Below are 25,629 nucleotides of genomic sequence, written 5' to 3'. Positions count from 1 at the left end.
ACGAAGTGCGCAGCGAGGGCTTCTTGCATGTCCGAGGACGTTTTGGGAGGTAGCCCAAACAGCCCCGGCGATCCTGCGGGAGTTAAACCCCTTTAGAACTTGTTGTGGAAGGTACGCGAAATGACCTCGTCCTGCTGCTCCTTGGTGAGCGTGTGGAAGTTCACGGCGTAGCCGGAAACGCGAATGGTCAGCTGCGGGTACTTCTCGGGGTGAGCCTGAGCGTCGAGCAGCGTCTCACGGTTGAAGACGTTGATGTTCAGGTGGTGGCCACCCTTCTCGGCGTAAGCGTCGAGCATGTGGACCAGGTTATCGGCCTGAGTCTCGGAAACTTCAGAAACCTTCATAATGTGTCTCCTTCGATCGATAGGCGCCGGCCGAAACCGGCGCACTAATCAGTAATCGTTATTGTTAGTATAGCACTAACAATAGTTACTCGCCCAGCTGATCAAGGTCGATATCGCCAAAGAACACCTGGTCCTCCTTGCCGAGCGCACCCGGGATGATGGAGAAGGTGTTGGAGATGCCGTCCTGAGCATCGCGGAACGGGAGCTTGGAAACCGAAGACAGCGAAGCGATGGCGCCGTGGCTATCGCGCTTGTGCATGGGGTTAGCACCCGGGGCGAAGGGCTGGCCAGCCTTGCGGCCATCAGGCGTAGAACCGGTCTTCTTGCCGTACACGACGTTGGAGGTGATGGTCAGAACCGAGGTCGTGGGCACGGAGTTGCGGTAGGTGTCGTTCATGCGGATGTACTCCATGAACTGGTGCACAACGTCGTGAGCGATCTGGTCGACGCGGTCGTCGTCGTTACCGTACTTGGGGAACTCGCCCTCGGTCTCGAAGTCGACAATGATGCCGTTCTCGTCGCGGACGGGGTGGACCTTGGCGTACTTGATGGCGGACAGGGAGTCAGCCACGACGGAAAGGCCAGCAATGCCCGTAGCGAACCAGCGGTGCACGTGCTTGTCGTGCAGAGCCATCTGGATGCGCTCGTAGCAATACTTGTCGTGCATGTAGTGGATGATGTTCAGCGAGTTGACGTACACGCCAGCGAGCCACTTCATCATGTCGTTGTACTTGGCCACAACGTCGTCGTAATCGAGCGTATCGCCCTCGACGGCGCGATACTTGGGGCCGACCTGCTTCTTGGAGACCTCGTCAACACCGCCGTTGAGTGCGTACAGCAGGCACTTGGCCAGGTTGGCGCGGGCGCCGAAGAACTGCATCTCCTTGCCGATGCGCATGGAGGACACGCAGCAGGCAATGCCGTAGTCGTCGCCGTGGTAGACGCGCATGAGGTCGTCGTTCTCGTACTGAATCGAGGAGCTGGCGACAGAAGTCTTGGCGCAGAACTTCTTGAAGTTCTCGGGCAGACGGGTCGACCACAGAACGGTCATGTTGGGCTCGGGGCTGGTGCCCATGTTCTCGAGCGTGTGCAGGTAGCGGTAGCTCATCTTGGTAACGAGCGTACGGCCGTCAACACCCATGCCGCCGATGGACTCGGTGACCCACTGCGGATCGCCGGTAAACAGGGCCTGGTACTCGGGGGTACGGGCAAACTTGACCATGCGGAGCTTCATGATGAAGTGATCCACGAACTCCTGGATCTGCTCCTCGGTGAAGGTACCGTTGGCAAGGTCGCGCTCAGCGTAGATGTCGATGAACGTGGAGGTACGGCCAATGGACATAGCGGCGCCGTTCTGCTCCTTGACGGAAGCGAGGTAGGCGAAGTACATCCACTGGATGGCCTCCTGCGTGTTGGTAGCAGGGTTGGAAATGTCGAAACCATAGGTCTCGGCCATCATCTTGAGCTCGCCGAGGGCGCGGATCTGCTCCTGCAGCTCCTCACGATCGCGGATGTTGTCGGCGGTCATGACCGTCGGGGTGGAAGCCTTCTGGGCCTCCTTGTCCTTGATCAGGTAGTCGACGCCGTACAGGGCAACACGACGGTAGTCGCCGATGATGCGGCCGCGGCCATAGCCATCGGGCAGACCGGTGATGATGTGAGCCGAGCGGCAAGCACGCATCTCGGGGGTGTAAACATCGAAGACGCCAGCGTTGTGGGTCTTGCGCTCGAAGGTGTAGCGCTCGACAACGTTCTCGTCGACCTTATAGCCGTGCTGGCTGGCAGCCTGGCAAGCGATGCGGATGCCACCGTTGACGTGCAGCGCGCGCTTGAGCGGCTTGTCAGTCTGGAGACCGACGATGGTCTCCTTCTCGCGGTGGGCGTTATCGATGTAGCCAGCGGGGTGGCTCACGATACCCGTAACGGTCTTGGTGTCCATATCGAGGACACCGCCCTGCTCGCGCTCCTTAAGCAGCAGGTCGAGAACCTCGCCCCACAGCTCCTTGGTACGCTCGGTTGGGCCGGCGAGGAACGACTCGTCGCCCTCGTAGGGGGTGTAGTTCTTCTGGATGAAGTCTCGGACGTCAACTTCTCCCGTCCAGATGCCTTCCTTGAAGCCTTCCCATGCCTCCTGCATTGTGTAACCACGCTCCTAGTTACGTGTAATGCGGCGCTCTCTCACACCGCTGCTTATTGAATTCTTGAATGTTCGGCTTGCACTACCGGCTTCTTCCGTTCTTCACCACACGTTGGTGCAGGGAAAACGTTTGTCCACCTTGGAACTACAACCCAAAACCCAAGATTTCACCCGTTTGAGAAGGATAACATAGCCACCCCCTTCATCAGGGCTGTTATATGTTTCTTTTTTTATACCATTAGTGCGTTTTTAACAAATCCGCAGGAAATGCGAGCGCGAACAACTACCGTTCACCGATTTGTTTGGTATATTTCCTTGCCTTTGTACGACGTTCACTCTAGCTGTTATGCCAGTTTTAGCAGGGTAAAGTGCCCCAGAGACCCCGCAGAAACTGCAGGGCGGCCACGGGATTTCCCCCGGGGCCGCCCTGTGGCATGGCTAGTTATTTAGCTTTGATTGCCGTTTGGCATTAGGCGGCTGCGGCGGCCTTGTCGGTCGTTGCTTTGCTGTGGCCCTGGCCCTCAAAATGCTTGTAGCACCAGCTGGTGACCAGCGGGGTCAAAATGGCCGTCACGATAGCACATGCTGCAACCTGCGCCGTAGCCGTCGCGAGCACCGCGCCGCCGTACATGGCCTCGTTGACGCTTGCCATGGCAGCAGGCGTGGCCACATTGGCTCCGGCGCAGCTCGAAATGGCCGCACCTGCGACACCCGTACCGCCCGTGAGCTTATCGACCGCGATGACGGGAATTGCAAAGACTACCGAGCAGATCACGCCGAGCAGGATGCCGGGAAGACCACCGTTGATAAGCTGGCCAAAGGTCATGGTCGAGCCCATGGCAAAGAAGACGAGCACGATGATGGCGGAAAGTGCCGGTGCCATCATCTTCTTAAAGCTCGGGAAGAGGTTACCCAGAATAATGCCGACGACGATCGGCAGGATGGCGCCCACGAGCGACCAACCGATCGGAGCCTGACCGGCAGCGCCGAGCACGATCATCGTGACCGGAGGGCCGACAACCAGCGTGGTGATTGCGACGGCACCACGCTCGGCCTCATTGCCCATGGTGCCCATCAGACCAGCGTACATAGCGTTGTTGGCGCCGGTGCAAGCGGCCAGCATCACCATGGCAGAGATGCCAAACAGGTTGTCGTTGAATACATAAAGGATGAGCAGCGACACGGCAACGACCACGATCTGCTTGACGGCGATGATGATGGCGCCGCGGGCAGCGGCGGCAGGAGCGCTCTTAAACGAAATCGTCGTACCGACGATGAGCAAAAAAGCGCCAACAAGCGGGCCTGCGCCCTGCTGGGTCATGCCGAGCGTAAAGCTGCCGAGCGTTTTGAACAGGTCGGGGAACAGCGTGTTGAGCAGGCAGCCCAACAAAAGCGGCACCAAAATATTGGCACCCGGGATGGAGGACATCTTAAAGAACGGCTCCTTTGCCGCCGGCGCCTCCACCGCAGTCGATTCACTCATATATATCTCCTTTGGATGCATGCGAATCGTAGCCGCACGCGCCTATGTCAGAAAGAAGGCGACGGTCCCGAGTCGCAGGAACCGTCGCCGAATAATCGTCGTGGGGTATTACCCGTCCAGGACGATGCCGCCGTCGCAGTCGCCGATCTCGCCGTTCACGAAGCTGGCGAGGTCGGAAGCGAAGAACAGCACCATCTGCGCAGGCTCGCTGGCCTGGGCGGCGCGGCCCAGAGGAATACCGTTGATGATGCGCTGAGAGTTCTCGTCAGAGAGAATCGAGGTCATATCGGTAAGGGTGAGCGACGGGCACACGGCGTTGCAGCGGACGCCAAACTTGCCGCCTTCCTTGGCGACTGCCTTGGTTAGACCGTTAACACCGGCCTTGGAGCTCGCGTAAGCCGCGGTGCCGAGCAGGCCGCCACCGATCTTGCCCGCAACGGAACTCACGTTGACGATAGTGCCGGCATGGGCCGCCTTAAAGTGCGGGTACACAGCATTCATCATAGTGAAGGTACCGTTGAGGTTGATGTCGATGGTACGACGCCACTCGGTGTCATCGATCTCGTCGAACTTCTTGGTGCTGATGACGCCAGCACAGTTGATCAGGATGTTGGTTTGCGGCAGGTCCGTAAAAATCTGCTCGACGGTCTCGCGTGCCTTGGGTGCATCGGCGACATCGAGCTGATAGAACTTGTTGCCCTCGCCAAGCTCGACCACAGCGGCCTCGCCCTTGGCAGCGTTCCTTGCGATGAGCGCGACGTGTCCGCCGCCCGCGACGATGCCCTTGGCGATCTCGAGGCCAATGCCCTGAGTGCCGCCGGTAACGATCGCGGTTTTGCCCGTGAAGTCAAATGCCATGACTCCAACCCCCTTGATTCAGGTGTCTCCTTGCGGGAAGTTGGAGCATCGCACGTGGCGATAAATGAGTCCCAGTCGTCATGGTGGTGACAACCCCTCGCCTAACCGCGGGCATAGTAGTTCTTTGAAACGCTTCAGCAATTGAATTTTTTAACTCTTTATGCGCTCTTTATATTGCCCACTGCATGAGGCCCGAATATGCGGGTATCATCTTTCACCGAAAATAGTTTCCAGTGTTAGGGGTTTTCGGTGGAAGATACCGATTTCCATGAGCTTGGACGTCAGCTCTTAACTGAGTTTGGCAGCATGCATCATCGCATTTCACGCTCTGCGGACAAAGCTCTCGGCGGCGAGATGGCTGTCATGCGCGCCCTCATGCTCGCTGGCGGTTCGCTCACGCCGAGCGAACTCGCAAATCGCGCCTGGGTCTCGAGTGCCCGCATCGCCAATATCTTACGCACTCTCGAAGCCAAGGGCTGGGTCGAGCGCGAGCACTCAAAGACCGACCGTCGTCGTGTACACGTCACGATGACCGACAAGGGATTCCAGAATCTCGAAATCAAACGTCGGGAATTCGAGGAGCGCACCGCGGCCTTCCTCGAGCAGCTCGGCGAAACAGATACCCAAGAGATGGTGCGCCTTCTAAGGCGTCTCAACGAAATTATCGACTGCAATCAAGAAAGGAGAAATGCCAAGTGAGGATTCTCAAGCTCTTTAAAAAGCATGTCCCATCACTGTTCGCAGCTATCGTACTTATCGTAATCAGCTGTAACGCCGATCTGGCACTGCCTACCTATATGAGCGACATCGTCGACGTGGGCGTGCAGCAAGGCGGCATCGCCTCGCCCGTGCCCGACACCATTCGTGCCGAATCGCTCGACGACCTCGAACTCTTTATGAGCGCCAAAGACGCCAAGACAGTAGAAGCTGCGTTTGGCAGGGCAGACAAAAACGGCATTCGCACGTACAGGGGAACCGAGGATGAGCGCGCCGACGGCGGCAAGATTGCCGATATCATGAGCCTGCCCGAGACCGTCGTCCTTTCGCTCAACCAAGGCATCGACGCCAGCTCCATGGGCGACATGATGGGCGCGTCCAGCGAGAAAGGCAACAGCGACGCCCAAGCCATGCCCACGCCCGAGCAAATGGCAGCGATGACGCCCGACCAGCTCGCCAAGATGCAGCAAAAGGCCGCAGCGGCGCAGAATATGCAAAAGCAGATTGATGCCGACGGCGGCAAGATCACCATGAAGAGCCTGCGTCTAGGCGTTGAAGGCGGCCTAATCGACCAAGGCAAGCTCGTCGAGGGCGCCGACGGTATGGAGGACAAAATGGGCTCCATGTCGGGCTCCATCGTGACCCAACGCGCCGTGAGCTATGTGCAGGACGAGTACAAGGCACAGGGTATCGACCCCGCCGACGTGCAGAACGCCTACCTGGGCCGCATGGCGACCACGATGTTTGGTCTGTGTCTGGTGTCGCTGGTCGCCACCATCCTGACCGGTGCCGTGGCTTCGCGCACCGCCTGCTCCATCGCCCGCGACCTGCGCCGCGAGACCTTCAACAAGGTTATGCACTTCTCGCCGGCCGAGGTGGGCAAGTTTAGCCAGGCCTCGCTCATCACCCGCTGCACCAACGACATTCAGCAGATTCAGATGGCCGCAACCCTGTTTATCCGCATGTGCCTCATGGCGCCCGTCATGGGCATCGTCGCCGTCATGCGCGTCCTGGCCAACCACACCGGCCTGGAGTGGACCATCGCCGTGGCCATCATCGCGGTCTCGGCCGTCGTCGGCGTGCTTATGGGCCTCACCATGCCCAAGTTCAAAAAGATGCAGAGCTTTGTGGACCGCGTGAACCTTACCGCCCGCGAGCTGCTCGACGGCCTTATGCCCATCCGCTCGTTTAACCGCGAGGAGCATGAGCTCGAGCGCTTTGACCAGGCGTCCCTCGACCTGATGACCACGCAGCTCTACACCAACCGCGCCATGAGCTTTATGATGCCGCTCATGATGCTCGTCATGAACTGCATCACCGTGCTTATCGTCTGGTTTGGTGCGCAGGGCGTGTCCGACGGCGTGATGCAGGTCGGCAACATGATGGCGTTTATCTCCTACACCATGCAGATCGTCATGGCGTTTATGATCCTCACCATGGTTTCGGTCATCCTGCCCCGCGCCGAGGTCGCAGCCGAGCGCGTGGAAGAGGTCATCACCTGTCCCACGAGCATCAACGACCCCGTCTCGCCCAAACTGCCCGCGGCCAACGCGCCGCGCGGTGAGCTCGCCTTCCACGACGTGAGCTTCCAGTATCCCGATGCCCACGCCGATGTCATCAGCGGTGTGAACTTCACCACGCACGCCGGCCAGATGCTCGGCATCATCGGCTCCACGGGTTCGGGCAAGTCCACGCTTGTGCAGCTCATCCCGCGCCTGTACGACGTCACCGGCGGCAGCATTTCGCTCGACGGCATCGACGTGCGCGATATGACCCTTTCCGAGCTTCGCCGCCGCATTGGCTATATCCCGCAGCAGGGGCGTCTGTTCTCGGGCACTGTCGAGAGCAACCTCAAATTTGCCGGCGACATGGTGAGCGATGATGACATGCGCCAGGCGGCACGCATCGCACAGGCCGAGGACTTTATCGCCGAGCGCGAGGGCGGCTACGACTCCCCCATCAGCCAGGGCGGCTCCAATGTCTCGGGCGGTCAGCGCCAGCGCCTGGCCATCGCCCGCGCGTTGGCCAAAAAGCCCGAGGTCGTGGTGTTCGATGACTCGTTTAGCGCCCTCGACTACAAGACCGACGCGCGCCTGCGCGAGGAGCTTGCCAAAAACGTTACCGACGCCGCGCTCGTGGTCGTGGCCCAGCGCATCGCGACCATCATGCACGCCGATCAGATCATCGTGCTCGACGACGGCCACGTAGTGGGCACCGGCACGCACGAGGAACTGCTGCACAACTGCCCGGCATACCTGGAGATCGCACAGTCGCAGCTTTCCGCCGAGGAGTTGGGGCTTACCCAAGAAGAGATTGAAGCCGTCATGGAAGGAGGCGAGCGCTAATGGCAGACGAGACCAAGACTCAGATTCCCAAGCCCACCCGCCGGCGCGGTCCCATGGGCCGCATGGGTGGTATGGGCCGCGGCGAAAAGGCCAAGGACTTTAAGGGCACCATGAGGCAGCTGCTCGGCTATATCGGCCAGCACAAGATTGCCGTGTTTGCCGCCGTCGCCTTTGCCGTATGCTCGGTCATCTTTAACATTGTGGGGCCCAAGGTGCTCGGCCAGGTTACGACCAAGCTGTTCGAGGGCCTGGTTGCCAAGGTCAACGGTACCGGCGACGTTGACTTTGCCTGGATCGCCAAGACGCTCGGCTTTTTGCTCTGCCTGTATCTGGCAAGCTCTGTCTGCGGCCTCATCCAGGGCTGGCTCATGACCGGCGTCACGCAAAAGATTTGCTACCGCATGCGCAAGGAGATCGCCGCCAAGATCGCTGTCGTGCCGATGAGCTACTTCAACGGCCACAGCAAGGGCGACGTGCTCAGCCGCATCACCAACGATGTCGACACGCTGGGTCAGTCACTCAACCAGAGCGTGACACAACTCATCACATCGGTGACGCAGATTATCGGCGTGCTCGTCATGATGCTGTCGATCAGTCTGCCGCTCACCGGCGTCACCGTGCTCACGCTGCCGGCTGCCGCGATTATCCTGACCGTGATGATTCACTTCTCGCAGCCGTACTTCCGCGAGCAACAGCAAGTCCTGGGCGCCGTCAACGGCATTATCGAGGAGGACTTTGCCGGCCAGAACGTTATTCAGGTGTTCGACCGCGCCGAGGCCTCAATCGAGGAGTTCGACCGTCAAAACGACCGTCTCTTTATTAGTGGCTGGCGCTCGCAGTTCCTATCGGGCCTGATGATGCCGCTTATGAGCTTGGTGGGCAACATGGGCTACGTGGGCGTTGTCGTGGTGGGCGCACAGCTCGCGCTGACCGGCAATGCCACGCCCGGCGACATCCAGAGCTTTATCCAGTACGTGCGCAACTTTACGCAGCCGGTGCAGCAGCTGGGCAACGTGAGCAACACGATGCAGTCGATGGCCGCTGCCACCGAGCGCGTCTTTGAGTTCCTCGCCGCGCCCGAGGAGGAGCAGAAGGCCGACGCCCAGATTCCCGAGAAGCGCCCCGGCCACGTTGAGTTTGACCATGTCAAGTTTGGCTACACGCCCGACAAGACCATCATCCACGACTTTAGCTGCGAGGCGCAGCCCGGTCAGACCATCGCCATCGTCGGCCCCACCGGCGCCGGCAAGACCACGCTCATTAAGCTGCTGCAGCGTTTCTACGACGTGGACGGCGGTTCGCTGCGCGTCGAGGGCGTCGACGTGCGCGACTGGGACCGCGCGGCACTGCGCGGCGAGTTTGCCATGGTGCTGCAGGATACCTGGCTGTTTAACGGCACCATCCGCGAGAACATCCGCTACGGACGTCCCGATGCGACTGACGCCGAGGTCGAGGCCGCCGCGCGCGCCGCACGCTGCGACCACTTTATCCATACGCTCGCCGGCGGTTACGACTTTATGATCAATGAGGAGGGCACCAACCTCTCACAGGGCCAGCGCCAACTCGTGACCATCGCCCGCGCCATTTTGGCCGACCGTCCGGCGCTGATTTTGGACGAGGCGACCTCCAACGTCGATACCCGCACCGAGGAGCTTATTCAGCGCGCCATGGATGCGCTGATGCAGGGCCGCACGAGCTTTGTCATCGCGCACCGCCTGTCCACAATCCGCAACGCCGACGTAATCTTGGTGATTCGCGACGGCGACATCGTCGAGAAGGGCACACACGACGAACTGCTCGCCCAGGGCGGCTTCTACGCCGACCTGTACAACTCGCAGTTCGACGAGGCGGCGTAAAACCGGCGGCAAACAACCGCAATACCCAAAGAATGGGGGCGCAGGACAACCAGCGCCCCCATTTTTCGTTCTGCGGCCCTTGGGCCGCATCCCCTGGAGCCGAATTGACGGTCCTTTCCAGCCCCTGTGGGCAAAAAATGGCAAATATGAGTACTGTTACCTTTTTAGTAACAGCCAAAACAGCCCCATATGCTGCCCGCACGGCTTGCAAGCGCCCCTAAATTACTCAAATAGTTCTATAGCGGGCTTATATGTGTTAAGGTTAATGAACATATTTTCTGTTATGTCTATTATCTTATGCCGGCAATATGACACTACGATAGCAACAGTACTCATATTTGCCATTTTTTGCCCACAGGGCCTGGAAAAGGCCAACAGGGTAGTCATTGGGGACGTTCTTAAACGACCAGTCAAACAAGAACGTCCCCAACGACTACTTAAAAACGGGAGATTATCCACTCTCATTCTGCGAGCACTCATTTAAGTCTGTCCCCAATGAGTGCCCGGCAGCAACGGGACCGCCGATGTCTTGGCAGAGTCAGCGAAAACCCGCGTAACTAAACCCGCTCCGCGATCTCGTGAATGAGGTAGTCGGTCTTTTCCCAGCCCAGGCACGGATCGGTGATCGACTTGCCAAAGACACCGCCGTCGACCGGCTGGTTGCCGTCCTCAAGGTAGGACTCGATCATAAAGCCCTTGACCAGCCTTGAAATGGCTTCGTTGCGGCGGCAGCTGTCGAGCACCTCCTTGCAAATGCGATACTGCTCCAGCGGACGCTTGCCCGAGTTGTCGTGGTTGCAGTCGATGACCGCTGCCGGATTGGCATAGCCGGCGTGCTCGGTATAGCGCTCGGCCAGGCGCTCGAGGTGCTCGTAGTGGTAGTTGGGGTAGGTGCGCCCATCGAGACCGATGTAGCCACGCATAACGGCGTGCGCGAGCGGATTGCCGTCGCACTCGACCTCCCAGTTGCGGAAGATGAAACTCTGATGCGCCTGAGCGGCGTAGATGGAGTTGAGCATGACGGTGGTGGAGCCGGCAGTGGGGTTCTTCATGCCCACCGGCACCGAAATGCCGCTCGACACCAGACGGTGCTCCTGGTTCTCGACCGAGCGCGCGCCCACAGCGACGTAGCTCAGCAGATCGACAAGGTACTGATAGTTAGAGGGGTAGAGCATCTCGTCGGCGGTAAAGAAGCCGGTCTCCTCGATGACGCGCAGGTGCATGTGGCGAATGGCCTTGACGCCCTCGAGCAGGTCATCGGGCGCCTCGGGGTCGGGATTGTGCAGTAGACCCTTGTAGCCGGTACCCTTGGTGCGCGGCTTGTTGGTGTAGACACGCGGGATGATGATGAGCTTGTCCTTGACCTCCTCGGCGGTTTTGGCCAGGCGGTTCATGTACTCGAGGACCGAATCCTCCCGATCGGCAGAGCATGGGCCGATGATGAGCACCTTGCGCGCGTCCTCGCCGGTAAAGACCTTGGCGACCTCGGCGTCGAATGCCTGCTTCTTAGCGGTAAGCTCGGCGGAAAGCGGCATTTCCTCGCGGATCTCCATGGGGATCGGCAGCCTACGTTTGAAATCCATGGCCATAGGGGCCTCCTCAATCTATAGAGAGAGCAAAAAGCGTATTGTCGAGTGCTCGGCATTATCCGCTGTCGCACGCTAAAGTGCAAGCACAGCCTACTAAAAAGGGAATGAATCGACACAAGGGCCCGCTCACCACGAGAGTGGATAATCTCCCGTTTTTGGCCCATGTTCGCGCTCAAAGTGGGAGATTATCCACTCTCGTCGGGCAAGCGTCCGAAAATCCTCACTCGTGACCCCTTTTCCTCCGTCCCCGAGGGATCGGGGCTCGCCTGCCGAATGATTGATGCGGCCGCCCTGCGTCCATGTCACACTCAGAGGTGGCCTGACCCAACTTGGAAGGAGCCTTCATGAGCCTTGACAACGTAACCCTGCGCGCCGCCACGCTCGACGACCTGACCGGCATCGCCGCCATCTACAACCAGCTGTGGTGCAACACGCTGCGCAACCGCGGCGACGTCGAAGCTGCCGATTTCTGCGCGCGCTTTAACATCGCTATGCAGCTGCAACGCTCACCTATCGCGCTTGTCGCCGAGGCCGAGGGCCGCATTATCGCCGCCTGCTGCATCGGCATCTTCGAGGACGGCAAGCCGCGCACCAACCCCACGTGGGAGTCCTGCTACAACGAGATGCTCGCCCAGGCAACCGAAATGGCAAAGGCCGCCGACGCCAAGCTCGAGGGCTCGCTCTTCGGCGACAGTCGCGAAAAGGCCACGGCGGATCGCTTTGCCGCCACAGGCAACGAGTATGCCCAGGGCCAGCTCAACCTGATCATCATCGTGCCCGAGTGGCAGGGCAAGGGGCTCGGCCGCGCGCTTATCGACCTTGCGCGCGCCGAGCTCGCCAAGGCAGGCTGCACCAAGTTCTTCCTGATGAGCGACTGCAACTCCGACTGGCAGTTCTACGAGCACCTCAACATGAAGCGCATCCTGGAGGATCACAGTCAAGACACCGGCGACGGTTTTATCGTCTACATGTACGGAGGCGACACGCAGGGCTAACCCGCTAAGCAAGTACCAAAACCACCACAAAAGGCGCCCATCCCCCTTGTGGTGACAGGTTTTATCTGGGCGAACGTTAAGACCGCCGCGGGGGAGCTGCTTTCCCTCGCGGCGGTTTACTAACCGTGAAAACCAAGTGAGTAGGCTTTTGGCGGGATCCCGAGCACACCCCAAAACGCCGCAGCTCTGGCCTGCGGTTTTATCGAGCGTTTGTCGCGATGTGCTCGGCAGATCCCAAAAAGTCTACTCACTTGCATCCGAGACGCACCAGGCAGGCAAAAAACCGCCGCGAAAGGGGCCCGTCCCCCTTCGCGGCGGTTGTTCATCGCGGTTTTGCGACGGTTTTGCGGTGGTTTTGCCCGCCTGCTACTCGCTGTAGCGAGTGGCGATGGCAACTCGCACCATGCCGGCGCTCATGAGGTACGTTGCCATAGGCTGTAGTAGCGCATGTCATAATCCTACAGCAGCATTCGCCATAATCTGACAATAGAGTTTTCCACAATCTATAAGTAGCCCAGGTCGGGACCCTATTTAACAAACCAAATTCTCGCCCAACGCCATTTCCTCTCCTGGTGACCGGTTCATTTTGGCGGGTTTCATCTGGGCAAACGCCAAAACCACCACAAAGGTGCCTGTCCCCTTTGTGGTGGTTTGAAGCTCTCCTGGGCGGGATGCTAGACTTGCGGCATATACATTCGCGCCAAAGCACGGGTCGCATACAGGAAAGGAGATGCCATGGCGCCTATCGCACCGCTCAAGATGCTCGTCGCTCCTGCCGCCAAGGCCATCGCCCACCTGAGCGACTCACTTACTTACGATGAGGTCCCCTGCATCGCCGAGGAGCGTTCGGACAGCCGCCCGTACCTGGGCCACGTCCCCTACTTTGCGCCTAAGCTCGTTTCCGATCCCGAGCACCGCGAACAGTAATCCAAGATGCACCAAGCGCTGCGTAACTCGCGGCGCTTACTGTTTTGGTGCAAAGTAACCTGACCCCCGTGCACCAACGCCGGGATTGTCGACGCTTCGGCCGCGGCGCGATATGAGGCGCGAAACCTCGCCCAATAACAGGCCAATCACTACGCCCGCGAGAATCGGCAACTTTGCCATCTCGGCAGGTGAGCTGTTGAGCGGCACAATCGTAGCAACAATCGAAAGCACGAGCTCCACCACGGGAATCGCAAGCGCCACCGCGAGCACCTTGCCCTCGAAAGGCGCACGGAACACACGCGAGCGATTATCGTGCTTGCGCAGACGCCAAAACGCTGGGAACATGGGAATATAGCTCATGAGCAGAAAGACGACGTTCATCGAGAAGAAGACCCAAAAGACGTCGGAACCCTCACCCAGCGGAATCTGGAGCAGCAGCACCAGACTGGCAAAACAGCCGTTAATGAGCGCCGAGCCGTTGGGCATGCCGGTCTTTTTGGACACCAGCGCAAAGGGGCGCGGCATGTTGCCGTGACGTGCGGCACAGCTCGCTACGTTGTTGACGCCAAAGCTCCAGCAGATCATATTGGCGAACAGCGTCACCAAAAAGGCCACGCCCACGACCATCGTCAGCGGGTGGGTGCGCCCCACCATAGCGGCGACTGCGTCCACAATGCCCGAATCGAGTGAAAGCTGCTCGGTGGGAACCGCGGCTCCAATGCCAATGCCACAGATGATGTAGATCGCCGCAATGGCCACGCCACCGGCAATAACCGCCTTGGGGATATCACGCGACGGGTTCTTCATCGTGCTGGCAAAGGTCGCGACCACTTCGAAGCCCATAAAGTTGAACAGGATAATCGATAGGTACGTCAACGAATTGGTGTCGCCCAGATCTGGAATGAAGGTCTTAAACGACATGTCGTTGGCAAAGCCGTTATTGCAGGCAAACCAAATGCCGACGATTCCCACCGCAGCGGTAATGAGCACCTTGATGACGGCGCCGCCGTCCATAACCCAATCGGCCTCCGCCACCGGCTGCATTGCCATGACCGTGACGCCCCACACAAAGGCAATCTCGATGGCAATTCGGATCCCGAGTGAAAACTCGATACCCCACACCGCATTAATGACACTGGGGAACATGCAGGCGATACTTGCCACCCACAGCGGAAAGTTAACCCAGTAGCACCAAGAGCAACGGGCGCCCCAACGGTCGCCCAGGCCCAAGCGAACCCAATCGTACAGGCCGCCCTCGGAATCAAACGCCGTACCCAGCTCGGCCACCACCAGACCATAGGGAAGCAAAAACGTAATGATAAGGAAAATCCACCAGAAGAACTGTACGTTACCCATGGCAGATGCCGGAGCCGCCGCCTCGATGGTAAACACGACGCAGATAACCGAAAGGATGACCTCGATCAGGGAGAACTTTTTACCTGCCATGGCGCGCGCCCCCTACAGCAAAAAGGATGGCATCTGTACCGAAGGCGCAGCCCAAGGTAGGGTTGCAGGCCGCGTCACCGGTGCAGGTGCCATCCCAGAGAGAGGAGAGGATGCATTTGTTGGACCAACGCTCGCGGAACAGGCGCGTGTAGATAACGATACGCTGGTACATAGATACTCCGATCAAAACGGCCGCGTTCACGACCGATAACTTTCGGCAATTGAAAACGCGTCTGACCTGTGAAATTCAAGCGAACAATTGGCCTAACCCGCAAAAAATCCCAGGCCAGACGCGTACTCAATCAAAGAAAAGGGCACTCCGAAGTGGAGGCAACGGAGTGCCCAAAGAAAACCCAACCGACCAAGACATCGGGCAAGCCGACCATCAATGCCCCAAGATGGTTCGATTCGCCGATTGTCCGATTGATCGGCTGGGTTTTCGAGGTGCCCCAGGTCGCCGCGAAAGAGGAGCGAAGCGTACTTTGGTACGCGAGCGACGGTTTGAGCGGCGAGATGGGGTGCCTCGGAAAGTCAGACGATTAAGCGGACGGCTCCTGCTGCGTAATGCAGTGGATATTGCCGCCGCCGAAGACGACCTGCTCGGACTGAACGCCGACGCACTTGTAGACGCCCTCGCCCCAGACCTCGTCATAGATCTTCTGGAGCGTGTCAACGGCCAGCTGGTCGTTCTCGTCGCCGTACTGCGGGACGATAACGCCGTGGTTGGTGACCAGGTAGTTCATGTAGGAGGCGATCAGCGGCTCGTCGGGAACGCGCGGCTCGGCGTTCTCGTCGGCGTCGATGGTGTCGCAGGAAGCCTGGTCCATGAACAGCGGGTTCACGGGCATGCAGAGCTTGTAGACCTTCATCTTGCGGCCCTTGGCGTCAACGGCGTTGGAGAGGGTCTCGTAGGCAGCGTGGCACTGCTCGTAGAACGGATACTCGGGATCGTCGGTCCAGATGCAGGCCATGACGCCCGGAGCGATGAACGTGGCGACGTCATCGATGTGGCCGTTGGTCTCCTCGGGGTCGATGCCCTCCTTGACCCAGATGACCTTCTCGACACCCAGGTAATCCTTGAGGTGCTCGTCCATATAGGCGCGAAGCTCCTCGCTCCAGGGCTCAAACTTCTTGTGGAACTTGGGCCAGATGGACTCGGGATCCTCTTCCTCCTCCAGAACCGCAGAGCAGGTGCGGCCCGGGGAAAGCAGGCACTGGTCGGTCACGACAAGGGTGCCCTCGCCGTCGACGGTGATGGAGCCGCCCTCGAGGATCATGTCATCGGGACGATAGCGACGGCAGCCGGAGAGCTCAGCCATCTTAAGGGCGATCTGCTCGTCCTTGTCCCACGGGAAATAGAGGCCATCCACAAGGCCACCGTAAGCGTTGAAGTGCCAGTGGTTGGCGCGCTTCTCGCCCTTGCCGTTGATGACGTAGGTGGCGGCGGTGTCGCGGAACCAGGCGTCGTCGGTGGTCATCTCGATGACGGTGACGTTCTCGTCCTCCTCGAAGACGGCCTTGCAGTTGGCATAGTCGACCTGGTTGGCGCACATGGTAACCGGGGTGAACTCGGCGATGGCGCGGGCGATGGCGGCATACTGCTTCTGAGCCGGCTTGGCGCCGTGGGCCCAGGTGTCGGTGCGGTGGGGCCAACCCATCCACACGCGATCCTGCGGGGCGAACTCAGCGGGCATAAAGAAGCCGTCGGCCTTGGGGGTGGACTCGGACTCGGTGATCGTACGCATAAGATTTCCTCCAAATCGAACGATCGCTTGCTGCGGGCGGGTTACCCGCAGCCTAAAACCAAGAGATGGTAGGCGCCCGTTCCCCGGCAAAGGTCGGGGCGCCCGGCGCCGGTTTTCACGGAGTCGCACCGGCAAGCGACGACGTAACCAAGTGCGCGGAGACAAAACGCACGAAGGATACGGAAGAGAGATTGGGGTGGGCGGTGGTTACCGGAGCTATCGCTCACACCCACCCCGGGGAATGGTTAGCAAACCTGTCGCTTGGGCACGTCTCCGAAGAAGCTAGAGTGCCCGGAGTCGGGAGCGACAAGCCCGACGAAGCGCACGTTGGTACGCGAGGAGGGTTGGAGCCCCAGAACCGGGTGCCCTAGTTCTCCTCGGCCTCGGCGGCCTCCTCAGCGAGACGCTGAGCTGCCAGCTCGGGAGTGAGGCCATTGTACTCGGTCTCGCGGCCCTTGGCGCTGACGACGCGGACAACCTCGCCGATGAGCAGAAGCACGATGAAGATAACGATCATCGGGAGCTTGTCGCCAATTTCAGCGGCAGAGAGCGGCACCAGCGTTGCAACGATGGCCAGGATCAGCTCGATGCAAGGGATGGCCAGCATGACCTTCATCATGGCACCCTTAAACGGGAACGTGAAGATGCGCTCGCGGTTGGGGTCGTTCTTACGAAGGTTGAGGAACGCCGGGAACATCGGGATATAGGTGAGCAGCAGGAAGACGACGGAGGTGCCGAAGAGCATCCAGAAGACGCCGTTGGAGATGGCGTCGATGGGAACGAGCTGCAGGCACAGCACCAGGGAGGCAACGACGGCGTTGACCAGGTTGGCGCCGTTGGGCATGTCATCATCCGAAATCATCGAGGCGAAGACCTTGGGCATGTTGCCGTGCTCGGCAGCGTAGCGGGCGACGGAGTTGACGCCGAAGGACCAGGCGGCCATGTTGGCGAACAGGGTGATCAGGAAGGCGATGCAGATGACCCTGAAGATCATGGAGTCGCCCACCATGGTCTGGACTGCGACAATCATGCCATAGTCGGGGTCGATGGAATCGGCCGGCACAGCAGCGCCGATGCCAAAGCCAGCGAACAGGTAGATCACGGCGATGGACAGGCCACCGACGATGATAGCCTTGGGGATATCGCGAGCGGGATCGGCCATGTCGTCGGTCATAGTGCAGATGACCTCGAAGCCCATGAAGTTAAAGATGATGATCGACAGGTAGCCGAGAGCGTTGGTGTTGGTGAGCTCGGGCAGGAAGGTGGCAGCGGACATGTCGTTCGCAAAACCGTTCTCCATGGCATACCAAATGCCCAAAGCGCCAACGATAACGGCGACGGCGACCTTGATGATGGCGCCACCGTTAAGGACCCACTCGGAGTCGGCCGCCTTGGAGCGGCCCATGAGGTAGACGATCCACACAAAGGCAAGATCGATACCCATCTTGGCGATCAAGTTGAACTCGACGCCAAAGACCATGCCCAAAATGTCGGGGAACATGGTAGCCAGCGAGGCGATCCACAGCGGGTAGTTGACCCAGTAGTAGTACGAGATGCGGGCGCCCCATTTGTCGCCCAGGCCATCGCGTACCCAGTCGTAAATGCCGCCCTCGCCGTCATAGGTGGTACCGAGCTCGGCGACAACCATGCCGTAGGGAAGCAGGAAGGTCAGGATCAGGAAGATCCACCAGAAGAACTGCTGGTTGCCAATGGCAGCAGCAGGAGCGGCGGCCTCGCAAACGAAGACGACGCAGATGATGGTCGAAATGACCGTCAAGAAGGAAAGCTTTTTCTTTCCGTCGCTCATGATGAGCTCCTTCGCTCAGTCTTGGACAGATCCGAGGCCCTAAGGTATTAAGGCAATTGCTTGGGCCTCGGTGAGCGGGCGACAGGAGACGAGCATCCGCCGCCCGCAAACGTGCTTTTAGAAGCCTTGAGGCTTAGAGCTGCTCGAGAGCCTCGAGAGCGGCGTGGAGCTCAGCCTTGGCGGAGTACTCGACACCCTCGTCGTTGAGCGGGGTGCGCTTGCCCAGGGCGGCAAGGAGAGCACGGATGGAGTGCTTGCGGTTCTCGGCCTCGACCCAGCACAGGGAGCGCTCGGGATCGTCCATGACTTCGTCGACGACCTCCTCGTTGCGGGTGGCCGGCAGGCAGTGCATGAACTTGGAGTTGGGGCCGGCAAAGTTCATCATGTCCATGGTGACCTGATACTTGGGATAGAACACGTCCATGTAGTTCTCGCCCGAGACCTCCTCGTCGTACAGGCCATACCACACGTCGGTGTAGATGAAGTCGGCGCCCTTGATGCACTCGATGTCGTCGGAGATGACGACAGAGCCGCCGGAGACCTTGCAGTTCTCCTCGGCGATGGCCATCATCTGCTTGCCGAACTCGGCGCGCTCCTCGACGGTGCCAACGTGCAGGCCGCCGTCGGGGATCTGGTGGCCCTTAGGTCCAAACTGGACAAACTTCATGCCGACCTTGGAGGCGATGAACATGAGGGAGACGCAGACCTGGGTGGCGTCGCCGATGAAGGCCAGGGTGCAGTCCTCGATCTTCTTGCCCTCGGGGAGGTTCTCGAGCATGGTCATGAGGTCGCCCATCTCCTGCGTGGGATGGTTGAACTCGGACATGCCATTGATGACGGGCACAGCGGAGCCCTCGGCGAGGCCGACGACGTCCTTGTGACGGTCAACGCGAGCCATCATGATGTCGAGCAGCGAGCCCATAACGCGAGCGGTGTCGCCCAGGGACTCGTGACCGCCGAGCTGGATGGTGCCAGGGCCATAGAACTGAGCATGGCCGCCAAGGTCGGTCATAGCGGTCTCGAAGGAAAGACGGGTGCGGGTGGAGACCTGCTGGAAGATCATGCCAAGGCTCTTGTTGCGGAGCAGGTGCGGATAATAACCGTCAACCTTGATGGCCTTCTTCATTGCCAGGCCAAGATCCTCGATAGCCAGGATCTGCTCTTTGGTGAAGTCGTTGGTGTCGATGAAATCCTTAGGCAGTGCCATGTCGATTTCCTTTCCGCCGGTCTTGCCGACTATTACTATGAGACGCTCGAACATCACGCCTCGTGTTGACAAGACCATCATTCACCCGTATGCAATTTTTACCTAGTTTATTCGGGATTAAAGACCGTTCACGGAGTTACACCCCCTCTAAACCAATATAAACCCGCAGGTAGCGAGCTTGCAGGGGGTTTACTATCTGGAACCGCGAACGGTATATCGCTATGCTGTAACTCGGCGCCTAATCCGCAATGAAACGATGGGTTGAGGCGTCTATATCCCGCAAGATATACAGGGCTCGGCCATAGACGAAATGAGATGGGACGGTGGCAGATGAACACTCTGATGTTCTTCTATACCCTAGCGATACTCCTGATTTGTATTGTGACGGCAGTGCTTTCGCTTGCCGCCTATGCCTCGTCTCGTCGACGGTTCTTTATCTATGGCAGCGGCGTATTTATCTGCTATGCCATCGAGATGACCGAGATTTTCTTTTTCGAATACACGCTGCAAAACCAGAGTTTTCCGGCCAGCGACTATTACTCAATTACCATGCCTGTGTTGCGGACCCTTGTGGCGACCGCTTCACAAGCTTTTATCTGGCTCATTGCCATGGACTTGCTCGACAAACATTCAAAAAAGCAGTTTGTTATTCCCGTCGCAACGTTCTTCCTGAGCGAGCTGCTGATCATTGTCGCTGTCCCCTACGGCCCCATGCATCAATGGCTCTACTACACGATACGTCAGGCATTCCTTGTATTTGTGGGGCTCTATATCTTTTGGACGGCGCATAAAAGCACGCAGGTCGAGCTTAAGGCGCGCGTCAACAATCAACGAAAGCACCTCATTATCGGCGCCATTCTGGTCGGTTGCATCGTTGCCGAGGATTTCTACAACATCCTTGTTGTTCCCATGAGCCTGGCACCCTCCTGGCTGCAGCTGTACCTATCCGAGCGCAACTTTAGCGAGAACATCTTTGCGTGCTACTTTGCGATTCTGCTGATTATCTATGCCTATCACGTGCTTTCGATTCGCATGCGGGAGGCACCCGAGGAAAAGAACGTCAGCGATCTTGATCGACACATCGAAGAGCAGATGCCCTTCTACCGCAACGCCTACAAGCTCTCCAACCGCGAGACCGAAGTCATGCGCCTGGTTGTGCTGGGCAAATCGAACCAAGAGATCGCCGACGAGCTATTCCTTGCCGTGGGCACCGTCAAGACCCACATCCACAACATCCTGGTCAAAACCGAGCAGCAAAACCGCACGACGCTGATCCTCCACTTCTGGAAGCGATAACCTACCAAAAAGGGACAGGTTTATTTTGGCAGGTTTTATCTGGGCAAACGTGAAGGCCGTCGCGAGGGAACTGCTTTCCCTCGCGACGGCCTTCTAACAGCGAAAACCAAGTGAGTAGGCTTTTTGCAGAAGGCCGAGCACGCCCCAAATCGACACAGCCCTGACCTGCGGTTTTATTGGGCACTTGTCGCGGTGTGCTCGGCAAATCCAAGAAAGTCTACTCACTTGCATCTGAGGCGCACCAGAAAGGCAAAAAACCGCCGCGAAAGGGGTCCGAACCCCGTTCGCGGCGGCTGTTCGCAGTGGCTTTGCGATGGTTTTACCCGTCTGCTACTCGCTGTAGCGGGTGGCGATGGCAGCTTGTACCATGCCGGCGCTCATGAGGTACGTTACCAGGAAGTAGCCACCATAGGCCGCCAGGAAAATCGCGCAGGTGAGGCCCACGGTGACGGCGATGCTCATATCGCCGAATACGCTCACCAGCTCAATGATCACCTTGAGCGCCACAAAGGAGTGCGCCAAGCCCACTGCCAGCGGGAACAGGAAGAATACCGCTTGCTGCGCCATCACCGAATGACGAATCTGGCGGTCGTCACAGCCGATCTGTGCCAGCACACGATAGCTGCGGCTGCCGTCGGCCACATTGGAGAGCTGCTGGATCGATAGGATTGCCGCGCACGCAACGACCAGTACAAAGCCAATGTAGATGGCCAGATAGCTAATCATGCCGTTCATCTGCGCTGCTTGCGTGTACATCTCGGAACGCGTGATGAAGACTCCCCACGACCCCGGCTCCTTGCCGTCAACGAGCAGATTATCGAGCAAGGTGTATTTAATGCTCTCGTCTGCCTCGGTCGTATCCATACCCTGTTTGTAATTAACGAGCAGATTACTGGAATACGGCTGCAGATTAAGCTGGGACAGCAGTTCATCGGCTACGACCACGGTACCGGGATTGCTGCCCATCGCCGAGTTGGCGATGGCCGCCGTGTCCTCGTCCGACTTATCGGTTGCGGGCTTGAGCTCATGCCCGCCCAAGGTGAGGGTATGGCCGCCGGCCATGTATTTGGTGTACAGGTCGCCCAGCTCACCGCCCATATCACACGTGAGCAAATACTGGTCGCGGCCAATGCTCACCGGCTCCTCGCCCATCATCTGGCGCAGTTTGTTGTACTGGCTCGCCGGCGTCACATACAGACCCATCGCATCGGCGTTGCTTCCCTCGAGCGCCTTGGGAAGCTTTTCGCCCATGGCCTTGCACATCTCGCCCGCCACCACCGAGGGGCCCGAGCCGCCAAGCGGGTAACTCAGATACGAATCGATCTGCACATGCTCACCGGCAACATCGGCGATATTGACCTTTTTGCCGGTCTCGTCGTTGTTGTCCGCCGACTTGCGCTCGCCATGCCATGCAGCGTACAAATCGACCGTTGCATCGGCCAGCACCATGCGATCGGCCTCAGACGGATTGACATACTCCTTGTAGTAGTCGAGCGTTTCGGGCGTGTAATAGACATACGTCTGAGACACGTCAACAGGGTTATAGCGCTCCAGGTTTTCGTTCATCACATTGGCAATAGACATACCGCACGTCACCGAGGTAATGGCCAAAAACAGAATCATCGCGATGACGCCCATCGAAAAGCACACCGTGTTGACCTTGGCCGCAAGCTGGCGCACGGTAAACATGTTAAGTCCGCGCCAATACACGCCGCGCAGGCTCTGCAACAGCTTGATAAGCATGCCCGAGAGTCCCCAGAACAGGGCAAAGGTGCCCACTGTAACCATAGCGGTCGTAATGCCAAACTGGTTCATAGCCTCTTGCAGCTTGCTGTCCGTCGCGGTTAGCGGGAACCCATCACGTAGCAGACGGTAATAGGCCACGCCCACAAGCACCACGCCCACGGCAAAGATGGCAATCGCGATCCAGGGGTTGCGTGTCTTGATGCTCTCGTTGCGACGCTCGGCACCCATAAGCTCGATGAGTTTGGTACGACGCACGGCGCGAAGGTTCAGCAGTAGCGTGAGCACAAACATCACGAGCATGCAGGCAAGGGTCAGGTTGAACGCATGCGCCGAGAAGAAAAAGTGGAAATTGGCAATCTGCGTCTTAAAGAGCGAGGCCGTAAAGAACGTCATGAGCTGGGAGAGCCCCACGCCCAGCACAATGCCGGCAACAAAGGCCACGACCGATACTATCACGGTCTCGAGCGCCATGATCGTGGCGACGCGCCCGCGCCCCATGCCGAGCACCTGGTACAGGCCAAACTCCTTCTTGCGGCGTTTCATGATGAAGTTATTGGCATACACCATCAAAAAGGCCATGACACCGGCCAAAAAGTACGTCAGGTAGCCGAGCATGCTGCCCATAACCTGCGCCAAGCCCTTTTCATCGATTCCGGCGATGTCAACCTGCATCGAGATGGTGTTAAAGGCATAGAAGACCGTGACGCCCAGGGTGAGCGTCAAAAGGTAGACGAGATAGTCGCGGCCGGCGCGGCGGACGTTGCCCCAAGCGAGTTTACAGAGCATCGGAGCCCTCACCGCCCATCATGGCAACGACCTCCATAATGCGGTCGAAAAACTCTCGGCGGTCGGTGTCGCCGCGGCGCAACTCGGTGAAGATTTTGCCGTCGCGAATAAACAGTACACGACTCGTGTAGCTGGCGGCAAAGCTGTCGTGCGTGACCATGAGCACGGTAGCGCGTAGGCGGCGATTGAGGGCCTCCAGGCTCTCGAGCAGCAGGCGAGCGCTCTTGGAATCGAGGGCGCCGGTGGGCTCGTCGGCCATGATCATGGTGGGATCGGTGACGAGCGCGCGAGCCGCGGCAACGCGCTGCTGCTGACCGCCGGACATCTGATAGGGATACTTGTCGAGCACCTGACTGATGGACAGGCGCGCTGCCACATCCTGCACGCGGGTCGAGATCTCTGCCGAGTTTGTGCGGGCGATGGTGAGCGGCAGGGCGATGTTCTCGCGCGCCGTGAGCGTATCGAGCAGGTTGGAGTCCTGGAAGATAAAGCCCAGTTCCTCGCGGCGGAACTGCGAGAGCTTGGCCTGCTTCATGCGCGTCACGTCCTGGCCGTTGATGCGGATCGTGCCACTTGTGGCGCTATCGATGGTCGACACGCAGTTGAGCAACGTCGACTTGCCCGAGCCCGAAGCGCCCATGATGCCAACAAATTCGCCGCGGTTGACGGTAAAGCTGACGTCGTTGAGCGCGCGGGTCACGTTGCCCAGCGCTCCATATACCTTTTCGAGATGCGCGACCTCCAGTACCGGGGTCGCCATGTGCGTGGTTTGCATACCGAGTCCTTTCTTGCGATTAGTCTACGGCATCTATAGTCGCAAGAAGCCGAGTCGGCTACCATCGATATGACTTACGCTTGCCTTACCGTTGTGTAAGGTACGGGTAGCTAGCCTGTCACGTGTTGATGTTGAGAGAGGACTCCTGTTGAAGACTGTTCATGTTGCCGCCGGGATCATTCGCAAGGAAGGATCCGACGAGCTGCTGGCCGTGCAGCGCGGCTACGGCGACATGCAAGGACTTTGGGAGTTCCCGGGTGGTAAGCTCATGCGCGGCGAGTCGCCCGAGGACGCCGTACGCCGCGAGCTTATGGAAGAGTTGCAGGTAAAAGTCACCAACCTGCGCGATTTCTACACCGTTGAGTATGACTACCCCGATTTTCATCTCTCCATGGAGTGCTACTACTGCTCGCTCGCCGATGAATCCGATGAGCCTCAGAAGCACGACCGCCAGCTCGATATCCGCTGGATTCCGCGCACCTCGCTTGCCACCGTTGAGTGGATGCCCGCCGACAAGGGGCTCATTGATGCCCTGATTGAGCTGAAGGAAGACCGGCTTGAGGCAAGCGCCGCCGATGACGCCGCGCCCAACACAGCCGCCAAACCCAGGCGCAAACCTAAGCGCCGCAGCAAAAAGCGCCCCAAGCCCGGCCTGCTGGACGGCATCGATACCTCGGACCTCTCCGCTGACGAGCGCGAACTGGTCCGCCGGCGCGCCGCCATCAAAAAGTCCATGAAGGGCAACAAGCGCGCCAACACCAAGCCCGAGCTTCTCGTACGTCAGCGCCTACGGGCCGCGGGCCTTACGGGCTATCGTTTGGAATGGAAGGTACCCGGCAAGCCCGACATCGCCTTCCCCGGCCGCAAGATCGCCATCTTCGTCAACGGCTGCTTTTGGCACCGCTGCCCCAAGTGCAACCCGAGCCAGCCCAAGCGCAATGTTGATTTTTGGGAGGCAAAGTTCCGTCGCAACGTCGAGCGCGACCGCGCTGCCGTGGCGGCACTCACTCAAATGGGCTGGACACCCATAACCATCTGGGAATGCGAGCTCAAAAAAGACCGCATCGACGCCACGATGGAAAAGGTCATCGAGCAGGTACGGGCTGCAGAGCCGCAGCGCTAACAGCGAGCATTCACACGCCCCACACAGGCGAGCCACATCCACGTCACAAACCTTAGAAAGCCCTTAAGCCCAAAACCTTTCAAGAGTGTTACTCAATAGCCTTGACCTGCGGTTTCATCGTAACACCAAACCAGGTTAAGCCTTTCTTTAGCGCTTCTTTGAACGGTCCGCTGCATAATACTGCCAACGCACGGGACCTAGCAGCACACCCTGTGCGCAACCTTTTGGTGGACATCGAGGAGGCCGCATAAGCATGCATTCTTCCAATGACGCAACACAGCAGCCATCCCTAACACATGCAGACCTTTTCTCCTTCCCCCCGACACAGAGAAATGGCCTCCTCGACTCCCCCACCACAAAAGCAAAACGCTCAACCGACCAGAACCTCAACTTGCGAGCATCGTTCGAAAAGCTCCAAGCATCCCTAAACAAGGCGTTCCCCGAACA

The 25,629-nt window shown here is 58.8% G+C and carries 19 protein-coding genes; 7 read left to right on the top strand and 12 right to left on the bottom strand.

Going from position 1 to position 25,629, the window contains the following annotated elements; translation table 11 throughout:
* Window positions 1-92: 92 nt before the first annotated feature.
* The 4 genes from grcA3 to DXC18_RS03420 form a co-directional block, all read right to left on the bottom strand.
* Window positions 93-344: an autonomous glycyl radical cofactor GrcA3 gene (gene grcA3, locus DXC18_RS03435; RefSeq protein WP_055252439.1), complete on the bottom strand. Its 252-nt coding sequence runs from the start codon at window positions 342-344 to the stop codon at window positions 93-95.
* A gap of 85 nt (window positions 345-429) precedes the next feature.
* On the bottom strand, window positions 430-2,481 hold the full coding sequence (gene pflB / locus DXC18_RS03430) for a formate C-acetyltransferase (RefSeq protein ID WP_117637024.1): 2,052 nt from the start codon (window positions 2,479-2,481) through the stop codon (window positions 430-432).
* A gap of 469 nt (window positions 2,482-2,950) precedes the next feature.
* Entirely contained in the window at window positions 2,951-3,964 is a 1,014-nt protein-coding gene (locus DXC18_RS03425) for a 2-keto-3-deoxygluconate permease (protein WP_117564719.1), read from the bottom strand.
* A 108-nt stretch (window positions 3,965-4,072) separates the two neighbouring features.
* Window positions 4,073-4,822 carry an SDR family NAD(P)-dependent oxidoreductase gene (locus tag DXC18_RS03420; protein WP_089572357.1) on the bottom strand — a complete coding sequence of 250 codons (750 nt, stop codon included), beginning with the start codon at window positions 4,820-4,822 and terminating at the stop codon, window positions 4,073-4,075.
* 249 nt (window positions 4,823-5,071) lie between these two features.
* Between DXC18_RS03420 and DXC18_RS03415 the strand changes: the two genes are divergently transcribed.
* Genes DXC18_RS03415 through DXC18_RS03405 form a run of 3 tightly spaced genes read left to right on the top strand, consistent with a single transcriptional unit; the run spans window position 5,072 to window position 9,740 of the window.
* Complete coding sequence (locus DXC18_RS03415) at window positions 5,072-5,521, top strand: MarR family winged helix-turn-helix transcriptional regulator (protein WP_089572358.1); 450 nt, start codon at window positions 5,072-5,074, stop codon at window positions 5,519-5,521.
* The gene (locus DXC18_RS03410; protein ID WP_117716326.1) at window positions 5,518-7,884 is read left to right on the top strand and encodes an ABC transporter ATP-binding protein; all 2,367 of its coding nucleotides are present in this window, start codon (window positions 5,518-5,520) and stop codon (window positions 7,882-7,884) included. The genes DXC18_RS03415 and DXC18_RS03410 overlap by 4 nt, the downstream gene beginning before the upstream one ends.
* Complete coding sequence (locus tag DXC18_RS03405; RefSeq protein ID WP_117716325.1) at window positions 7,884-9,740, top strand: ABC transporter ATP-binding protein; 1,857 nt, start codon at window positions 7,884-7,886, stop codon at window positions 9,738-9,740. The genes DXC18_RS03410 and DXC18_RS03405 overlap by 1 nt, the downstream gene beginning before the upstream one ends.
* A 557-nt stretch (window positions 9,741-10,297) precedes the next feature.
* Here DXC18_RS03405 and DXC18_RS03395 read toward each other — a convergent pair.
* Window positions 10,298-11,329, bottom strand: coding sequence for a 3-deoxy-7-phosphoheptulonate synthase (locus DXC18_RS03395; RefSeq protein ID WP_117564710.1), 1,032 nt, complete (start codon window positions 11,327-11,329; stop codon window positions 10,298-10,300).
* A 344-nt stretch (window positions 11,330-11,673) separates the two neighbouring features.
* Between DXC18_RS03395 and DXC18_RS03390 the strand changes: the two genes are divergently transcribed.
* Together DXC18_RS03390 and DXC18_RS03385 are read left to right on the top strand one after the other, a co-directional pair.
* The gene (locus tag DXC18_RS03390; RefSeq protein WP_117716324.1) at window positions 11,674-12,324 is read left to right on the top strand and encodes a GNAT family N-acetyltransferase; all 651 of its coding nucleotides are present in this window, start codon (window positions 11,674-11,676) and stop codon (window positions 12,322-12,324) included.
* A 735-nt stretch (window positions 12,325-13,059) separates the two neighbouring features.
* Window positions 13,060-13,251, top strand: a complete 192-nt coding sequence (locus DXC18_RS03385) for a hypothetical protein (protein ID WP_117564706.1) — start codon at window positions 13,060-13,062, stop codon at window positions 13,249-13,251.
* 36 nt (window positions 13,252-13,287) lie between these two features.
* Here DXC18_RS03385 and DXC18_RS03380 read toward each other — a convergent pair whose 3' ends face one another.
* The 5 genes from DXC18_RS03380 to ptcA form a co-directional block, all read right to left on the bottom strand.
* On the bottom strand, window positions 13,288-14,697 hold the full coding sequence (locus DXC18_RS03380; protein WP_117716323.1) for an APC family permease: 1,410 nt from the start codon (window positions 14,695-14,697) through the stop codon (window positions 13,288-13,290).
* Window positions 14,687-14,869: a hypothetical protein gene (locus DXC18_RS03375; RefSeq protein ID WP_117637033.1), complete on the bottom strand. Its 183-nt coding sequence runs from the start codon at window positions 14,867-14,869 to the stop codon at window positions 14,687-14,689. The genes DXC18_RS03380 and DXC18_RS03375 overlap by 11 nt, the downstream gene beginning before the upstream one ends.
* Window positions 14,870-15,236: 367 nt before the next feature.
* Window positions 15,237-16,442, bottom strand: a complete 1,206-nt coding sequence (locus tag DXC18_RS03365) for an agmatine deiminase family protein (protein ID WP_089572369.1) — start codon at window positions 16,440-16,442, stop codon at window positions 15,237-15,239.
* Window positions 16,443-16,809: 367 nt separating this feature from the next.
* The gene (locus DXC18_RS03360; protein WP_117716322.1) at window positions 16,810-18,249 is read right to left on the bottom strand and encodes an APC family permease; all 1,440 of its coding nucleotides are present in this window, start codon (window positions 18,247-18,249) and stop codon (window positions 16,810-16,812) included.
* Between the two features lie 133 nt (window positions 18,250-18,382).
* Complete coding sequence (ptcA, locus tag DXC18_RS03355) at window positions 18,383-19,456, bottom strand: putrescine carbamoyltransferase (protein WP_117583532.1); 1,074 nt, start codon at window positions 19,454-19,456, stop codon at window positions 18,383-18,385.
* Between the two features lie 330 nt (window positions 19,457-19,786).
* On the opposite strand from ptcA, the gene DXC18_RS03350 reads away from it, so the two are divergent.
* The gene (locus DXC18_RS03350) at window positions 19,787-20,752 is read left to right on the top strand and encodes a response regulator transcription factor (RefSeq protein WP_158551685.1); all 966 of its coding nucleotides are present in this window, start codon (window positions 19,787-19,789) and stop codon (window positions 20,750-20,752) included.
* A gap of 330 nt (window positions 20,753-21,082) precedes the next feature.
* Here DXC18_RS03350 and DXC18_RS03345 read toward each other — a convergent pair whose 3' ends face one another.
* Window positions 21,083-23,284: an FtsX-like permease family protein gene (locus DXC18_RS03345; protein ID WP_117716321.1), complete on the bottom strand. Its 2,202-nt coding sequence runs from the start codon at window positions 23,282-23,284 to the stop codon at window positions 21,083-21,085.
* Complete coding sequence (locus DXC18_RS03340) at window positions 23,274-24,059, bottom strand: ABC transporter ATP-binding protein (protein WP_006234847.1); 786 nt, start codon at window positions 24,057-24,059, stop codon at window positions 23,274-23,276. The genes DXC18_RS03345 and DXC18_RS03340 overlap by 11 nt, the downstream gene beginning before the upstream one ends.
* Before the next feature lie 148 nt (window positions 24,060-24,207).
* Between DXC18_RS03340 and vsr the strand changes: the two genes are divergently transcribed.
* A complete protein-coding gene (vsr, locus tag DXC18_RS03335) occupies window positions 24,208-25,182 on the top strand; it encodes a DNA mismatch endonuclease Vsr (protein ID WP_117629870.1) in 975 nt (324 codons plus the stop codon).
* Window positions 25,183-25,629 lie beyond the last annotated feature (447 nt).

The sequence above is a fragment of the Collinsella sp. OM08-14AT genome, from assembly GCF_003438115.1.
Taxonomy (GTDB): Bacteria; Actinomycetota; Coriobacteriia; order Coriobacteriales; family Coriobacteriaceae; genus Collinsella.
Note: the sequence above shows the minus strand (reverse complement) of the source record. Positions and strands in the feature narration are given on the sequence as shown.

Coding starts and splice junctions, on each gene's coding strand:
- grcA3 (WP_055252439.1), bottom strand. CDS start 344: ATGAAGGTTTCTGAAGTTTCCGAGACTCAGGCCGATAACCTGGTCCAC.
- pflB (WP_117637024.1), bottom strand. CDS start 2,481: ATGCAGGAGGCATGGGAAGGCTTCAAGGAAGGCATCTGGACGGGAGAA.
- DXC18_RS03425 (WP_117564719.1), bottom strand. CDS start 3,964: ATGAGTGAATCGACTGCGGTGGAGGCGCCGGCGGCAAAGGAGCCGTTC.
- DXC18_RS03420 (WP_089572357.1), bottom strand. CDS start 4,822: ATGGCATTTGACTTCACGGGCAAAACCGCGATCGTTACCGGCGGCACT.
- DXC18_RS03405 (WP_117716325.1), top strand. CDS start 7,884: ATGGCAGACGAGACCAAGACTCAGATTCCCAAGCCCACCCGCCGGCGC.
- DXC18_RS03395 (WP_117564710.1), bottom strand. CDS start 11,329: ATGGCCATGGATTTCAAACGTAGGCTGCCGATCCCCATGGAGATCCGC.
- DXC18_RS03390 (WP_117716324.1), top strand. CDS start 11,674: ATGAGCCTTGACAACGTAACCCTGCGCGCCGCCACGCTCGACGACCTG.
- DXC18_RS03385 (WP_117564706.1), top strand. CDS start 13,060: ATGGCGCCTATCGCACCGCTCAAGATGCTCGTCGCTCCTGCCGCCAAG.
- DXC18_RS03380 (WP_117716323.1), bottom strand. CDS start 14,697: ATGGCAGGTAAAAAGTTCTCCCTGATCGAGGTCATCCTTTCGGTTATC.
- DXC18_RS03375 (WP_117637033.1), bottom strand. CDS start 14,869: ATGTACCAGCGTATCGTTATCTACACGCGCCTGTTCCGCGAGCGTTGG.
- DXC18_RS03365 (WP_089572369.1), bottom strand. CDS start 16,442: ATGCGTACGATCACCGAGTCCGAGTCCACCCCCAAGGCCGACGGCTTC.
- DXC18_RS03360 (WP_117716322.1), bottom strand. CDS start 18,249: ATGAGCGACGGAAAGAAAAAGCTTTCCTTCTTGACGGTCATTTCGACC.
- ptcA (WP_117583532.1), bottom strand. CDS start 19,456: ATGGCACTGCCTAAGGATTTCATCGACACCAACGACTTCACCAAAGAG.
- DXC18_RS03350 (WP_158551685.1), top strand. CDS start 19,787: ATGAACACTCTGATGTTCTTCTATACCCTAGCGATACTCCTGATTTGT.
- DXC18_RS03345 (WP_117716321.1), bottom strand. CDS start 23,284: ATGCTCTGTAAACTCGCTTGGGGCAACGTCCGCCGCGCCGGCCGCGAC.
- DXC18_RS03340 (WP_006234847.1), bottom strand. CDS start 24,059: ATGCAAACCACGCACATGGCGACCCCGGTACTGGAGGTCGCGCATCTC.